Origin of the sequence: Natronospirillum sp. (genome assembly GCF_022565775.1) — a bacterium.
Taxonomy (GTDB): Bacteria; Pseudomonadota; Gammaproteobacteria; order Pseudomonadales; family Natronospirillaceae; genus Natronospirillum.
The window spans coordinates 129,793-145,974 of record NZ_JAIUMC010000001.1 but is presented as its reverse complement, the minus strand read 5'-3'; the positions used below and the strand labels follow the sequence as shown (position 1 = coordinate 145,974).

Below are 16,182 nucleotides of genomic sequence, written 5' to 3'. Positions count from 1 at the left end.
GCCGTATCCTCATGAGCCAATCTCTGTATGACCCGAAGACTTTCCGCGACAACTGTGGTTTTGGACTGATTGCTCACCGAGAAGGTCAGCCGAGCCATGAGTTGTTGCAAACCGCCATTGAAGCACTCGGCTGCATGACGCATCGTGGCGGTATTGCTGCCGACGGCAAGACTGGAGACGGCTGCGGACTGCTGCTGCAGAAGCCGGACGCCTTCCTGCGCGCCGCTGCCCGTGAGACCCTGAATACCGAGTTGCCGGCGCGGTACGCCGTGGGCATGATTTTCCTGAGCCCGCAACAGGCGATGGCCAAGCGCGGGAGGGAGGCCCTGGAACAGGCTGTACAGGCGGCAGGGCTGGCTCTGCATGGGTGGCGGGATGTGCCTGTGCGCACCGAGTTCTGCGGGCCCATGGCACTGGATTGTTTGCCATCGATTCGCCAGATTTTTATATCGGCACCCGAGGATATGGACAGCGAGCGCTTTGCGGTGGCGCTCTATGTGGCGCGGCGCAAGGCAGAACAAGCCATGGTCGACGATGAGGACTTCTATATCTGCTCACTGGCTGAGCAGGTGATTGCCTACAAGGGCCTGGTGATGCCGGTTGATCTGCCTCGCTTTTACGAGGACCTGGGCAACCCTGACCTGGAAACGGCCATCGCGGTATTCCATCAACGCTTTTCGACCAACACCGCCCCGCGCTGGCCGCTGGCGCAGCCGTTCCGGCTTCTGGCCCACAATGGTGAAATCAACACCATCCAAGGCAACCGCAACTGGGCCCGGGCTCGCGCCGCCACCTTTTCCAGTGACCTGCTCCCTGACCTGGGTGAGCTTCAGCCTGTTGTAAACACCACCGGATCCGACTCCTCCAGCCTCGACAACATGCTTGAGCTGATGCTGCTGGGGGGTATGAGCATTTTCCGGGCCGCGCGCACTGCAATGCCGCCCGCGTGGCAGAACTTTGAAACCATGGACTCCAGGCTGCGCGCTTTTTATGAGTTCAACTCCATGCACATGGAACCCTGGGATGGTCCGGCCGGCATCGTGCTGACCGACGGTCGCTTCGCCGTCTGCATGCTCGATCGAAACGGCCTGCGCCCGGCGCGCTGGGTGAGTACGCGCAATGGCTTCATCACATTGGCCTCGGAAACCGGGGTGATCCCCGCCAAACCGGAAGACATCATCGCCAAAGGCCGGGTCGGTCCGGGGCGCATTGTTGCCATTGATACCAAAACCGGCGACTTTCTTGAAACCGAAGCCATTGATGACCGCTTGAAGCGCGAGCACCCCTATCGGGAGTGGCTGCGCGAGCATGCCGTGCGCCTGCAGTCTCGGCTTGATCTCGCCGAGGAAGCAGACGGCTACTCCATCGAAGGCGAGACCCTGAACACCTACCTGAAGCAATTCCAGGTGACACGGGAAGAGTGCAATACCGTGATTGGTGCGCTGGCTGAAAATGCTCAGGAAGCCGTCGGATCGATGGGTGATGATACCCCGATGGCGGTGCTGTCGCAGCGGGTACGACCCCTGACCGACTATTTCCGCCAGCAGTTCGCCCAGGTGACCAACCCGCCCATAGACCCTTTGCGCGAAGCCTGCGTGATGTCACTGGAAAGCTGCCTGGGGCCTGAGCGGAATCTGTTTCAGCCTTCTGCCGAGCACGCCAAGCGTCTGATTCTGACCTCACCTGTGCTGTCGCCCCTGAAGTTCCAGAACCTGATGCACCGGGAAGAGCCGGAATATCGGCATGCCACCATCGATCTCACCTATGACCCGGCGGAAACCCTGGAGCAGGCGATCAACCGGGTGGCCGATGAGGCCGAGGCGGCCGTGCGCGATGGCACCATCATTATCGTGCTGTCAGACCGGGACCTGAGTCCGGACCGGTTGTTGGTGCACGCGGTTTTTGCGACCGGCGCGGTCCACCACAGACTGGTAGACCAGGGCCTGCGCACCAATGCCAATATCGTGCTGGACACCGGGGCCATCCGGGATCCGCATCAGTTTGCCTGTGCCATCGGTTTTGGCGCGACGGCCATCTATCCGTATCTGGCCTATGAAATCATCGACGCCGAGCTGCGCAGCGGTCATCTCGAAGGCCACCCGCATGAGCTGTCACGCAACTACCGCAAGGGCATCGACAAGGGCCTGTTCAAGATCATGTCCAAGATGGGCATCTCGACGCTGGCCTCTTATCGCGGTGCGCAGTTGTTCGAAGGTGTGGGTTTGTCGGACGAGATCATCAGCCTTTGTTTCAACGGGCTGACCAGCCGCATCCAGGGTGCTCGTTTCGAGCATTTTGACGCGGAGCAGCGACTCTTGGTCAAGCATGCCTGGAAGGCCCGCAAGCCGGTGCAACAGGGTGGCCACCTCAAGTATGTGCATGGCGAGGAATATCACGCCTATAATCCGGATGTCATTACGTCGCTGCACGAGGCCGTCGAGCATGGTGATGCGGCGCGCTATCGGGACTTCGCGGCGCTGGTGAACAACCGGCCTGTGGCGACTCTGCGTGACCTGCTGGACATAAAATCCGACCGGGAGCCGATACCGCTCAGCCAAGTGGAGCCTATCGAGGCGCTGTTCCCGCGTTTTGATACGGCCGCCATGTCCCTCGGTGCCCTGTCGCCGGAAGCCCATGAAGCGCTTGCCGTGGCGATGAATGAACTCGGCGGCCGCTCGAACAGTGGCGAGGGTGGAGAAGACCCGGCCCGGTTCGGCACTGACAAGGTGTCGCGCATCAAGCAGATTGCATCCGGGCGTTTTGGTGTAACGCCCCATTATCTGGTCAATGCCGATGTGCTGCAGATCAAGATCGCGCAGGGGGCCAAGCCCGGTGAGGGGGGGCAGTTGCCCGGGGGCAAGGTCAATCCGCTGATTGCGCGCCTGCGCTTCTCGGTACCGGGCGTGACGCTGATTTCGCCACCACCGCACCATGACATCTATTCGATCGAAGACCTGGCGCAGTTGATTTTTGACCTCAAGCAGGTCAACCCGCAGGCGCTGGTGTCGGTCAAGCTGGTCTCGGAGCCCGGCGTGGGCACGATTGCTGCCGGGGTCGCCAAGGCCTATGCCGACCTGATTACCGTCTCCGGCTACGATGGCGGCACCGGGGCCTCGCCACTGACGTCCATCAAGCATGCCGGGTCGCCCTGGGAACTGGGCCTGGCGGAGACCCATCAGACGCTGCGTGGCAACGACCTGCGCGAACGCGTCAGGCTGCAGACCGATGGCGGCATGAAGACCGGCCAGGACGTGATCAAGGCAGCGCTGTTCGGCGCGGAGAGTTTCGGCTTTGGTACGGCACCCATGGTGGCGCTTGGATGCAAGTATCTGCGCATCTGCCACCTGAACAATTGCGCTACCGGTGTCGCCACGCAGGACAATGCCCTGCGTCAGCAGCACTTCATAGGCACCGTGGAAATGGTCAAGCACTATTTCCGTTTCGTGGCAGAAGAAGTGCGCGAGCGGTTGGCCGAGATGGGCTATCGCTCGCTGGAAGAGATCATCGGGCGTACAGACCTGTTCGTGCGTCGTCCCGGTGAGACAGACAAGCAGCAGGCGCTGGACCTCGAGCCGCTGCTGCACAATGCGGCAGTGCCCGCCGACAAGCCGCATATCTGCACATGGGAGCGCAATCGACCCTTCGACCAGGGCGAAAAGGCCGAACAGATGGTGGCTGAAGTGTTGCCGGCCATCGAGCAGGCCAGTGGGGGTGAGTTCACCTTTGATGTGTCCAACTGCGATCGCTCCATCGGGGCGAGAATCAGTGGTGAAATCGCCCGGCGCCACGGCAATCAGGGCATGGCCGAGCAGCCGATTCACCTGCGTCTGACCGGCATCGCGGGGCAGAGCTTCGGTGTCTGGAATGCCGGCGGGCTGCACATGACGCTGAATGGCGACGCCAACGACTATGTGGGCAAGGGCATGACCGGCGGCAAGCTAGTGCTGCGTCCGCCGGCCGGGGTGACCTTTGCCAGCCAGGCAACGGCCATCATGGGCAACACCTGCCTGTACGGGGCGACCGGGGGCCAACTGTTTGCAGCCGGCCGCGCCGGTGAGCGGTTTGCAGTACGCAACTCGGGCTGCCATGCGGTCATTGAAGGTGCCGGCGATCACTGCTGTGAATACATGACCGGCGGCATGGTGGCGGTTCTGGGGTCGGTGGGCACCAACTTCGGTGCCGGCATGACTGGCGGCTTCGCCTATGTGCTGGATCTGGAAAACACCTTCCAGGACAAGTTCAACCGGGAGCTGGTGGATGTGGTGCGGGTACATCCGGAGAGCATGGAAGAATACCGCCAGCACCTGCATGGTGTGATCGAGGAGTTTGTGGCCGAAACCGGCAGCCAGTGGGGTGAAGACCTGCTGTACGATTTCGATGATTTTGTGCGCTCGTTCTGGCTGGTCAAACCCAAGGCCGCCAGCCTGAGTCAGTTGCTGAGCAACACCCGAGCCAGACCGGAGTAAGCATCATGACCACAAGACACAAGAACGACTTTCAGTTTGTAGAAGTAGGACGGCAGGACCCGAACAGAAAGCCGCTGGTCGCGCGCAAGCGGGAGTTTGTGGAGATCTATGACCCCTATACCCAGTCCGAGGTGGAGCAGCAGGCCAGTCGCTGCCTGGATTGCGGCAATCCTTATTGCGAATGGAAGTGCCCGGTGCACAACTATATTCCCAACTGGCTGGAGCTGGCGGCCGAGGGCAACATCTTTGCCGCGGCAGAATTGAGTCATCAGACCAACTCGCTGCCGGAAGTCTGTGGTCGGGTCTGTCCACAGGATCGCCTGTGCGAGGGCGCCTGCACGCTGAATGACGGTTTCGGCGCGGTCACCATTGGCTCTACCGAGAAGTACATTACCGACACCGCCTTCGCCATGGGCTGGAAACCGGACCTGTCCCACGTGGTCTGGACCGAGCGCAAGGTGGCCGTCATCGGGGCTGGCCCGGCCGGGCTGGGTTGTGCGGATGTGCTGGTGCGTAACGGCGTGCATCCGGTGGTATTCGATCGCTATCCGGAAATCGGGGGGCTGCTGACCTTCGGCATCCCGGAATTCAAGCTGGAAAAAAGTGTCATGGCCCGGCGGCGCAAGATATTCGAAGAGATGGGCATCGAATTCCGTCTCAATACCAGTATCGGTGATGACGTCACTATTGACGAGCTGCTGCGCGATTATGACGCCGTCTTCATGGGCATGGGCACCTACAATGCGATGACCGGGGGGTTCCCGGGTGAAGACCTGCCCGGCGTGCACAAGGCGCTGGATTTCCTGGTCGCCAATGTCAATCGATGCCTCGGCTTCGAAAAGGATCCTGCCGATTACATCGATATGAAAGGCAAGAATGTGGTTGTGCTGGGCGGCGGCGATACCGCCATGGACTGCAACCGTACCTCGATCCGGCAGAGTGCCCGCTCCGTTAGCTGCGCCTATCGTCGGGACGAAGAGAACATGCCGGGTTCGCGCAAGGAGGTGTCCAATGCGCGTGAGGAAGGTGTGCGCTTTCTGTTCAATCGACAGCCGGTCGCTATTGTCGGCGACGGCAAGGTCGAGGGCGTCAAGCTGGTGACCACGGAACTCGGCGAGCCTGACGAAAAAGGTCGTCGTCGTCCCACACCGGTCCCCGGTTCCGAAGAGATCATACCGGCTGACGCGGTGATTATTGCGTTTGGGTTCCAGCCTGGCCCGGTCGACTGGTTTGAGCCGCAGTCCATTGAAACCGATGACGGTGGGCGAGTGGTTACTGGCGAGCAAAGGGAATATCCGTTCCAGACCTCGAATCCGAAGATATTCGCAGGCGGCGACATGGTGCGCGGCGCCGACCTGGTGGTTACGGCCATTTATGAAGGGCGAAAGGCAGCAGAGGGCATATTGGACTATCTGGATATCTGAACGGACGGCGCTTGTCTGTGGCGGTGCTTCGGCTTGGTCGCCACTGCTGCATGAGGTAAACTGCAGCGCTGGAGTGGCTGTGTACAAGCACTTCCGACAACAAGAACCGCCAGCAGGGGCTTCAGCATGACTCAGTTTCGTATCGGTATCGATCTTGGTGGCACCAAGGCAGAAGTGATTCTGCTCAGTGGTGACAGTGAGGAGCATTTCCGCACTCGGTTGCCAACACCCAAAGGCGACTATGACGGTACCCTCGACGTGCTGGTGGACCTGGTCGGGCAGGCCGAAAAGGCAGCCGGCCTGAAAGATATTCCTGTCGGTGTGGGAATCCCCGGCACGGTTTCGCGGCGGACCGGCAAGGTGAAAAATGCCAACGCAGTGTGGCTGAATGGCCAGCCGATGCAGAAAGACCTGTCCAAGCGCCTTCAGCGTGACGTCAAGGTCACCAATGATGCCAACTGTCTGGCCTTGTCAGAGGCAACGGACGGTGCCGGCAAGGACTACGAAACGGTTTTTGCCATCATTATCGGTACTGGCTGCGGGGCGGGGATAAGTGTCCAGCGCCAGCCGCTCGTCGGGCCGAACGGCGTGGCTGGAGAATGGGGGCACAACCCTCTGCCCTGGACGTCCGAGCATGAGTTGCGCCGCCGTCCCTGCCACTGTGGGCGAATGGGGTGCAATGAAACCTTTCTGTCGGGAACCGGCCTGGCGCGGAGTTTCGAACTGGCGACCGGCGAGTCACTGAAGTCGCATGAAATCGCACAGCGCGCCGAAGCCGGTCAAATCGTCGCCCAGCGGGTACTGGACGACTATATGAACCAGTTGGCACGCGGCCTGTCCAATGTTGTCAACGTGCTGGATCCCGACGTCATTGTCGTTGGTGGGGGTGTTTCCAATGTCGATGCCATCTACACTACCGTGCCCAAACTACTGCCTGATTACGTATTTGGTGGCGAGTGCGACACACCGGTGGTGAAGGCATTGCATGGCGACTCCAGTGGGGTCCGTGGAGCCGCATGGCTAAACCCGATTGACTGAGCGGGCGCCCGCTCAGTCTTCTTCACCGGGCATTTCAACCGGCTCTGCCGCCGCTGCTTCTTCACGGACATTCAGGCGGTTGTCCACCACCGAGACTTCATCCAGGCGCTGAGACAGTTGCGTTGCGACCATGCGCTCCAATTCTGTGTCGACCTCACCTTCAAGAACCAATGTTTCTCCGTCCAGCATGAAGGTGATGTCTTCACCCTCAATGGCTGGGCTGTCGGCAAATTCCTGACGCAACTTGGTGGCTATATGTGCCTGCTGCCAGTCGAAAAAGGCTGATTCACGAAGCTGCGCACTCTGGGTGGCATCAGGAGAAGCGTCATTGCCCTGTTGCAGTTCCAGATCTTCTTCGACGCCCTCGACGCCTGGCATGCTTGCCGCTACCTGCTGTGCCAGGTCGCGCTCCGTCGAGTTACCAATGACGCCTGACAGCGTCACCATGCCCTCCGAAATCTCGACCGTAATGTTACGACCGCTGAGCACGGGTGACAGCATCAGTGCGGCTTCAACCCGTCCCTTGATCTGGTCGTCCGAGGCTTCAGAGGCCGTCGCAGCAGGTATGATCAACCCGAGTGTCAGCAGGCCGGCGACGATGCGCCGGTTAAAACGATTCATGAAAACTCCATGTGTGCAAAGAATGAACTTGTTGGTCAGGATAACACAAGCGGGCCAGGGCCTGCTGCTCTCGCCCGCCAGACAGTGGCTGAATGAAGGGTCTGGAAGCAGGCCCGAGTTGAGCTTTCCCATCCTGTATCCAGTCGTCCCACTTTAATTCTCCCAGCAGGGCATGTTAGTTTCGGGCCTGTTAGTGTCGCAATACGACAAATCGTACTTTGTAGTTTTTGTTGTTGGTGACTAGTATGGGAGAAGGGAAGGAATTTACAGTCTCTTTGCCCTAAACAATCAATGCATGTGGGGGACAGGCAGTGAGTGAACAACAAGATCTGGAACAACTAAAAGAAGAATACGATACAGACTATCAAGCCGGTCAGGACAACATAAACCCAATGGGGCTGGATATTCACAATCCGGTGTTCATAACCGCGGCGTTACTGATTTTGGTATTCGTGGTTGCAACCATCATTGCGCCGGGCCCAATGGGCGGAGTAATGGGCGGCTTGCGAGAGTTCTTCGAAAACAACTTCGATTTTGCCTTTCTGATGGCCGGCAACCTGTTCGTCCTGTTTTGTCTGGCGCTGATCTTTATGCCAGTGGGCAAAATACGCCTGGGTGGTGAGGATGCCAAACCGGATTTCTCGACCCCATCATGGCTTGCCATGCTGTTCGCTGCCGGTATGGGTATCGGCCTGATGTTCTGGGCAGTTGCCGAGCCTGTCGGGTATTTTACTGAATGGTTCGGTACTCCGCTGAATGCCGAGGCGGGCGATGCACGGGCGGCCATGGGGGCCACCATGTATCACTGGGGTCTGCACCCCTGGGCCATCTATGGCGTAGTGGCGCTGGCGCTGGCGTTCTTCACTTACAACAAGGGCCTGCCACTGACCATCCGTTCCACCTTCTACCCGTTGCTGGGTGAGCGTGTCTGGGGTCCGATCGGCCACGTCATCGACATTCTCGCTGTACTGGCCACGCTGTTCGGTCTGGCCACGTCGCTCGGGTTCGGTGCGCAGCAGGCTGCCGGTGGTATCGCATACCTGACCAACGATGCCATTGCAGCGGATCTGGGAACCCAGATTGGCATCATCATCGGCGTGACCTTCCTGGCACTTATTTCTGTCATGCGCGGCATTGATGGCGGGGTCAAGATCCTCAGTAACATCAACGTCGCCATGGCCGGTGCACTGATGTTGTTCGTGATACTGGTGGGCGGTCTGGCGACCTTCTTCAGCTACCTGTTCACGACCACCACCTCCTATGTCGAGTATATCCTCCCGCTCAGTAATCCCTTCGGGCGGGAAGACGAGACCTTCTACTACGGGTGGACCGTGTTCTACTGGGCCTGGTGGATTTCCTGGTCACCCTTCGTCGGCATGTTCATTGCCCGCGTATCCAAGGGCCGCACGGTTCGTGAGTTCCTGACCGCGGTGCTGATTGTGCCGACGGCAGTCACCATCGTCTGGATGAGTGCTTTGGGCGGCAACGGGCTGCATCAGGCTGCTGAAGGTATCGGCATTCTGGGTACCGACGGCATCACCAACGCTGACCTGTCACTGTTCCATATGCTGGACAATCTGCCGTTGGCCAATATAACGGCCTTTATCGCCATCATTCTGGTACTGGTGTTCTTCGTGACCTCGTCGGATTCCGGGTCCCTGGTGATCGACAGCATCACTGCGGGCGGCAAGATCGACGCGCCGCAGGCCCAGCGTGTCTTCTGGGTGGTGGTTGAAGGTATGATCGCAGCAGCCCTGTTGTTCGGCGGCGGCGGCGACGGTCTTACGGCGCTGCAAAACGCCTCGATTGCAACCGGCTTCCCGTTTGCCGTGATCCTGATACTGATGTGTGTCAGCATCGTCAAGGGACTGATGCATGAGAACAAACTGCTGGCCGCGGAAAAGGCTGTCAAAGCGGGTAACTGAAGCCGCTTTGTGGTGAAATGAAAGCCCGGCGGATGTGGCATCCGCCGGGCTTTTTCCGTTTCAGTGATCCCTTCAGGAGACAGCGAACCATGTCAGCTTTGAACATAGCATTTATCGGCCTGGGCGTTATGGGCTTCCCCATGGCCGGGCATCTGCAGCGCGCCGGGCATCAGGTCACGGTCTACAATCGCTCCTCTGACAAGGCGGAACGCTGGGTTGCCGAGTATGGCGGTACGCATGCGGCGACGCCTGCATCAGCAGCGGCGCAGGCAGAGGTGGTCTGTGTCTGTGTGGGCAATGACGACGATGTGCGTAGTGTTATTTATGGTGCCGACGGTGTGCTGGGCGGCCTCAAGGCCGGCGGCGTGCTGATTGATCATACGACGACTTCAGCGGTGCTGGCAGAGGAATTGGAAGCTGCCTGTTCGGACCAGGGCATCCAGTTCATGGATGCGCCGGTGTCGGGCGGCCAGGCGGGTGCTGAAAACGGTCGGCTGACCATCATGTGTGGTGCTGATGAAGCCGTGTTCAATCGGGTGCGACCTGTGTTGGACTGTTACGGGCAGCATGCTGAACTGATGGGCCCTGTGGGTCAGGGCCAGCGCTGCAAAATGGTCAATCAGGTCTGCATTGCCGGCATTCTGCAAGGCCTGAGTGAGGGGCTGGTGCTGGCCGAGCAGGCCGGCCTGGACATCGAGCAACTGGTACTTGCTCTGAAGGGCGGTGCCGCGGGTTCCTGGCAGATGCAGAGCAGGGCAGGCACCATGACAGAGGGCCGCTTTGATTTCGGTTTTGCCATCGACTGGATGCGCAAGGATCTGGATATCGCGCTGGCTGAGGCCTCTCGTCATGGATTGGATCTGCCGCTGACACAGCGAGTGCAGGCAGCCTATGGCCAATTGCAGCAAGCCGGCCATGGGCGCAGCGATACCTCAGCCTTGATTCTCTCGGTTCGTAAGGACAAATGAGCGCACTATTCCGTATAATGCGCGCCTGAAACTCAACGAGTAGCAGTTCGATGCGGCGCATGGTTGTCTGGCGCAAGCGCTTTGAGCGCTTGCGTTCCAATAAGTGGTTCGAAGCCTTTGTCATCTTTGTCATCGTGGTGTCGGCGCTGTTGATCGGTGCCAAAACCTACGAGGAGACGACGCGCTATACCATTATCCTGAACTGGATGGATACCGGGATAACCCTGTTCTTTTTGATTGAAATCCTGATCAGGATGGCCGCCGAACGCCGTTTGCGAAACTTCTTCAAGGGCGGCTGGAACGTCTTCGATTTCATTATTGTGGTGGCCAGCCTGATCCCCATTGATGATTCGGAGATGGTGTTGCTGGCCCGCCTGCTGCGGGTATTCCGCGTGTTGCGCCTGGTATCCCTGATTCCCGAATTGCGTGTGTTGGTCGCCGCACTGCTCAAGGCGATTCCGCGCATGGGCTATGTGGTACTGCTCATGTTCATCATCTTCTATATCTATGGTGCTGTCGGTAGTTTTCTGTTTCACGAGGTCGACGAGAAGCTATGGGGTAATGTCTCCATTGCGATGCTGACCCTGTTTCAGGTGGCGACTTTTGAAAGCTGGGCCACGGCGGTGTTGTATCCGACCATGGAGTATTTCCCATGGGCCTGGATATATTTCCTGACCTTTATCTTCCTCAACGCCTTTGTGTTCCTGAACATGATGATCGGTATCGTGCTCGAGGTCATGCAGAAGGAGAGCGCTCAGGCTGCGTTCGAGTCCGGTGAAGGTGAAGCGGCCGAGATTGCTGCCTTGCGCCGAGATGTGTCCCTACTGACCGAGCAACTGACTCGGATAGAGCAAAAAATCGACCACCGTTAAATGTTTGCTCGGCACGACTGATCCATTTGCCTGTCTGGTCAGTACTTCTAAAAAGCGGGACTGGCGTGCACTCCAAAGCGAGACTTGCATGCTTTCGCGCAAGCATCACCTAAACTAATCGCCCTATTGGGCGATACAGTCTTGACTTGCCCTTGCTGTGTTCTCTGGACCAGCGAGGGTCCAGCAATTGTCAGTTTAAATGTCATTACGGAGACCCTGCTATGGCTCTTGTTCGTAATCAGTCCGGCGGGACTGCCTCCAGCTCACCAGAGACTGCTCGTCCAGCCGGGCAGCAGGATGAAGCTCTGAAGGCGAGGCGCCGAGCGCGTACGCTGGCGCGCAAGCAGCAATTGGCCGAGCGCATTGCCGCTGCGGTGACCCAGTTGAACACGGGGACCAGTGAGATTTCCGCTGCGGCGGAGCAGCTACAGGCCTCCATGACACAGATTTCCGCTGGCGCCGAGCAGGCGTCAGGTGCGGTCCAGGAAACCAATCAGGTCGTTCGCCAGGTTGGCGAAGCGATCGAAAGCCAGAATGAAGCTTCCGAGGAGGCTGCCCGCCGGTTGCAGCGCATGCAGCAGCGGGTCAAAACGGCCAGTGAGATGGTCGAGGGCATGATCGAGTCCATTCGGGTGTCGATTCGACGCCAGGGGCGTGCCGTCGAGGCTGCAGAACTCTTGTCCAAGCGTTCGGATGAAATCGGGGAGATTGTTGAAGCGGTCATTCATATCGCCGACCAGACCAATCTTCTGGCCCTCAATGCAGCCATCGAGGCGGCCAGTGCCGGTCAGCACGGTCGTGGGTTTGCGGTGGTGGCGGATGAAGTTCGTGCCCTGGCGGAAACTTCGCAGAACTCGGCCAACACCATTCAGACGGTGGTGGAAGAGGTGCAAACCAAGGTCAAGACCCTGGTGGATGAAACCAACCGGTCTGCCGAGTCGAGCAAGAAGGATATGGAAACAGCCGACAATGTGGTCGAACAGCTCAATCAGGTTCGCGCCGCCATGGACCGCATGGTCACCGAAGGCGAAGGTGTGGCCAGAGCGGTGTCCGAATCACTCAAGGGTGTGCGTTTGCTGAGCAACGAGTCGGAAACCATAGCCGCTGCTGCGGAAGAGCAGGCCTCGGCCTGTGAAGAAGCCATTCGCATGGTCGAGCAGCAGAATCAGGCCCTGCGTCAGGGGCGCGACAGTGCCCAGAACCTGGCTGTCCTCACCGAAGATCTGAAAATCAGCAGTGAATCGGAAAAGAGCGGCGAGGAAGTCGCGGCGGCCACGGAAGATCTGGCGGCAGCCATCGAGGAGATCAACCGGTCCTCGGCTGAGGTCGCCACGGCGATCGAGCAGATCAGTCGCGGCGCCAAGCAGCAGGCCGAAGCGGCTGGCAGTGGGTCATCCGCAGTGCGGCAACTGGAAGCCGGCGCCCGTCAGGCCTCCGAATTGGTGAAAGGCATGATCAAGGCAGGCGATGAAGCCGGTGACTTGATCAAGGCCAACCGGGAACAGGTGGAGACTCTGGCCGAGAACATTCAGGCCGGGGTGAAAGAAGTGCGCATGGCGCGTGAGCAGATTACCGAACTGGAAGGGTTGATTCGTCGTATCAACAAGGTGATGAACACCATCGACAAGGTCAATATCCAGACCAGCATGCTGGCCGTCAATGGTGGCATCGAAGCGGCTCGCGCCGGTGAGCATGGCAAGGGCTTTGTTGTTGTTGCCACCGATATCCGCAATCTGTCCTACGATGCCAACGAAAACGCCGAGCGCATTCTGAGCGTGATCGAATCTGCAGAAGACGACATCTCCCGCGTGCGCCATATCATGGATGATATCAGCGATGCGGCTGCTCAGGATGCCGACAAGCATGCGCACACAGTGCGTGACCTGCGCGATGTGGAAAGTGCCATGGACGAGGTGATCAGCAGCAACAGGGAAGTCATCGAAGCCTCTGACCAGATCAATACATCCGTTGAAGAGGCGACCAAAGGCATAGAAGAGATTGCCGGTGCCGCTGAAGAAGCCTCACAGGCCACCAGTGAAGCCGCGGCAGCAGCGCGGCAGCAGGGTCAGAGTACTGATCAACTGGCGCGGGCTACCGAAGAGATCGCATCATTCGCTGATGAACTGCAGACGCTGGAATAAGGCAGACCATCATGACAACGGTCCAGGACTACGGGCAGGCACTGCCACCTGAAGAACGTGTCGGGGCGGAGCCGGAAGCCGAAGTTGAAAATGCGGAAGTGCTCTATGTCTATCTCAGTGCTGCCGAGCGCACGGGCGAGAAACCCGACAAGCAGCGGGATGAGGGCTATGCCCTGCCGATGGCAGGTGTGCGGGAGATCATCCGGCCTCCGGTGATCAACCGCGTGCCTTTGGGCGGACAGCACCTGCTGGGGGTGACCAACCTGCGCGGACAGGTATTGCCCGTGGTGTCTTTGCGCCGTCTGGTCGGTCTGGACGGCAGCGGAGAAAGTTCGCACAGCCGTATTGTGGTACTGCGCGGCGAGCAGCCTCTGGGGCTCTGGGTGGACTGGGTGGAAAAGGTGGATCAGGTGCCGCAGTCGCGCATCGACACCTCGGATCTGGTGCGCCGGAAAGCCACGCACAATTTATTGGCCGGGTTTGTTCGCCCGAATCCTGAAGCCAGTGCCGGAGAAACCCGGTTGCGGCGACTGCTCGATATCAAGGCACTGCATGATGCCAGCCTGGCGCAGCCGACAGAGGTCAGTGAGGCGCGCACGGGCACTAGCGCCCACAGCCAGAAGGTGGATGAGGAGGTCACGGTATCGCGCCAGTTCATCTGCTTTGAACTGGGCACCCAGCAGTTTGCGCTCGACATCGGTCAGGTGAAGGAAGTGGTACGTGTGCCCGCGCAGAAAGAGCCCGTGTCCGGCATGCCGGAGCATGTAACCGGCCTGATGTCGCTGCGTGATTTGATGATTCCCCTGATCCAGATGGCCCGACTGTTCGAGTTGGGGGACAAGGAAGACGGCAGAGAGGCCCGTGTGGTGGTGGTGCCGGTTGGCGCGCGGGATGGCGATGCTTTTCTCGGGCTGGTGGTAGATCGCATTACAACCGTGGTGAGTCGCTTTGACCATCATGTGCAGGCAGTTCCGGAAACGCTCGCCAGTTCGCCTGGCTTTGCTGATATCCAGGGGATGTTGCGCATTGATGATCAGGGTGATCAGTTGGCGGCTCTACTGGATGTGCGCCGGCTGTTGACCCGGCAGGCTTTTCAAGCGGCAACTGAAGCGTTGGAGACAACAGAGATGAGCATGCAGGAACACGCGGGTGTTGAAGAGGACAAGCAAATCGTTGTCTTCAAGCTGGCCGATGAGGAGTATGGCGTGGCCATTGAAGCCACCAAGGAAATTCTGCGCGTGCCAGCGACGCTGACTCGGGTACCCAAGGCGGACTACTTCATAGAAGGTGTGATCAATCTGCGCGGCGTGGTGTTGCCGGTGATAGACCTGCGCCGGCGCTTCGAACTGCCGAGTCAGGAGCGCAATGTACGACAGCGAATTGTGGTGTTGAACCTCAATGGCCAGCGTACCGGGTTTATCGTCGACGCGGTGCAGGAAGTGCTGCGCATTCCGGCAGACACCATTCAGGCCGCCCCGCCCCTGTCACCGGAGCAGAGCACTCTGATTACCGAGATGGCCAATCTGTCAGCTGATGAACGCATGATCCTGCTGCTGGATACAGGTCGTCTGGTCAGCGAACAGGAGTCCAGAACATTGCAGCAGGTGACGGCCGAACAGACACCGCAGAAAGCAGAAAAAGCAGCGGACAGCAAAGCATGATTGATGTACTGATTGTGGATGACTCGGCGCTGATGCGCCGCTTCCTCACCCAGATCTTTGAAGAGGCCGGCGGCTACACCCTGCGCACAGCGCGCAATGGCGAAGCGGCGCTGGCGCAGATGAGCCAGTGCATGCCGGATGTTGTGACGCTGGATATCAACATGCCAGAGATGGACGGCCTGACCTGCCTGAGCCACATCATGGTTCGGCATCCCTGCCCGGTCATCATGGTGTCCTCCCTGACTGAAAAAGGAGCGCTGGCCACTCTGGAAGCACTGGAACTGGGTGCGGTGGACTACCTGACGAAGCCGGGTGGCACGGTGTCGCACAATATTGCACAGGTGAAAGACGAGTTGCTGAGCAAGGTGCAGGCTGCTGTGTCGTCTCGTCCACGGCAAGCCGATCGTTCGGCAAATCGGCGCGGCACGGTCGCAGCGAGAGCACCTGTCTCCAGAGACATGTCCGCACAACCCGCAGCCGAAGGCCTGGTGCTGGTCGGCGTCTCGACCGGCGGGCCCAGCGCTCTGGAGACTCTTCTGGGCGACCTTCCGGCGGACCTTAAATGGCCCCTGGTGGTGACTCAGCATATGCCGGCCACCTTTACCTCGGTGCTGGCCGAGCGGCTGGATGGTCTGTGCGACCTGCACGTCGTTGAAGTTGGCCGTCCGACGCCCCTGCAGCGCGGACACGTCTATCTGGCGCGCGGTGACCGGGACCTGGAGATTCGCATGCGCGGCGGCAAGCTGACCGCAGTGCCCGTGCCCGCGAGCGATGACTTCGCCTGGCACCCCAGTGCCGATCGCATGGTGGCCTCTGCGCTCGAGGTGCTGGGTTCGCGCTCGTTGATCGGTGTGCTTTTGACCGGGATGGGTGATGACGGCGCCGAGACTATGGCCCGGCTGCATGATCAGGGCGGCAAGACCATAGCCGAAAGCGAAGAAACGACCGTGGTGTATGGCATGCCGCGAGCCCTTGTGGAGCGCTCCGGTGCCAGTGAAGTCCTGCCGCTGGAGCAGATTGCCGGTCGACTGAAACGCTGGCTGCACAGTATCTGATTGCTGGAGGT

General features: G+C 59.4%; 10 protein-coding genes. 9 read left to right on the top strand and 1 reads right to left on the bottom strand.

Annotation, left to right across the window (positions count from 1 at the left end; translation table 11 throughout):
• Positions 1 to 11: 11 nt before the first annotated feature.
• The 3 genes from gltB to LAT62_RS00600 all read left to right on the top strand — a co-directional run bounded on the left by gltB (position 12) and on the right by LAT62_RS00600 (position 6,928).
• Entirely contained in the window at positions 12 to 4,466 is a 4,455-nt protein-coding gene (gltB, locus tag LAT62_RS00610) for a glutamate synthase large subunit (RefSeq protein WP_293377311.1), read from the top strand.
• 5 nt (positions 4,467 to 4,471) lie between these two features.
• On the top strand, positions 4,472 to 5,890 hold the full coding sequence (locus LAT62_RS00605) for an FAD-dependent oxidoreductase (protein ID WP_293377308.1): 1,419 nt from the start codon (positions 4,472 to 4,474) through the stop codon (positions 5,888 to 5,890).
• A 126-nt stretch (positions 5,891 to 6,016) separates the two neighbouring features.
• Positions 6,017 to 6,928: an ROK family protein gene (locus LAT62_RS00600; protein ID WP_293377305.1), complete on the top strand. Its 912-nt coding sequence runs from the start codon at positions 6,017 to 6,019 to the stop codon at positions 6,926 to 6,928.
• 12 nt (positions 6,929 to 6,940) lie between these two features.
• On the opposite strand, the gene LAT62_RS00595 is transcribed toward LAT62_RS00600, so the two are convergent.
• Positions 6,941 to 7,549, bottom strand: a complete 609-nt coding sequence (locus tag LAT62_RS00595) for a BON domain-containing protein (protein WP_293377302.1) — start codon at positions 7,547 to 7,549, stop codon at positions 6,941 to 6,943.
• A gap of 392 nt (positions 7,550 to 7,941) precedes the next feature.
• On the opposite strand from LAT62_RS00595, the gene LAT62_RS00590 reads away from it, so the two are divergent.
• The 6 genes from LAT62_RS00590 (at position 7,942) to LAT62_RS00565 (ending at position 16,171) form a co-directional block, all read left to right on the top strand.
• Positions 7,942 to 9,474: a BCCT family transporter gene (locus LAT62_RS00590; protein WP_293377469.1), complete on the top strand. Its 1,533-nt coding sequence runs from the start codon at positions 7,942 to 7,944 to the stop codon at positions 9,472 to 9,474.
• Between the two features lie 17 nt (positions 9,475 to 9,491).
• Positions 9,492 to 10,442 carry an NAD(P)-dependent oxidoreductase gene (locus tag LAT62_RS00585; protein ID WP_367120505.1) on the top strand — a complete coding sequence of 317 codons (951 nt, stop codon included), beginning with the start codon at positions 9,492 to 9,494 and terminating at the stop codon, positions 10,440 to 10,442.
• Between the two features lie 50 nt (positions 10,443 to 10,492).
• Positions 10,493 to 11,314 carry an ion transporter gene (locus tag LAT62_RS00580; RefSeq protein ID WP_293377296.1) on the top strand — a complete coding sequence of 274 codons (822 nt, stop codon included), beginning with the start codon at positions 10,493 to 10,495 and terminating at the stop codon, positions 11,312 to 11,314.
• Positions 11,315 to 11,535: 221 nt separating this feature from the next.
• Positions 11,536 to 13,455 (top strand): methyl-accepting chemotaxis protein, encoded by a 1,920-nt coding sequence (locus tag LAT62_RS00575; protein ID WP_293377293.1) that lies wholly within the window; start codon positions 11,536 to 11,538, stop codon positions 13,453 to 13,455.
• 11 nt (positions 13,456 to 13,466) lie between these two features.
• A complete protein-coding gene (locus LAT62_RS00570) occupies positions 13,467 to 15,116 on the top strand; it encodes a chemotaxis protein CheW (protein ID WP_293377290.1) in 1,650 nt (549 codons plus the stop codon).
• Positions 15,113 to 16,171 (top strand): chemotaxis response regulator protein-glutamate methylesterase, encoded by a 1,059-nt coding sequence (locus LAT62_RS00565; protein WP_293377287.1) that lies wholly within the window; start codon positions 15,113 to 15,115, stop codon positions 16,169 to 16,171. Before LAT62_RS00570 ends, LAT62_RS00565 begins: the two co-directional genes overlap by 4 nt.
• The last annotated feature ends 11 nt before the right edge of the window (positions 16,172 to 16,182 follow it).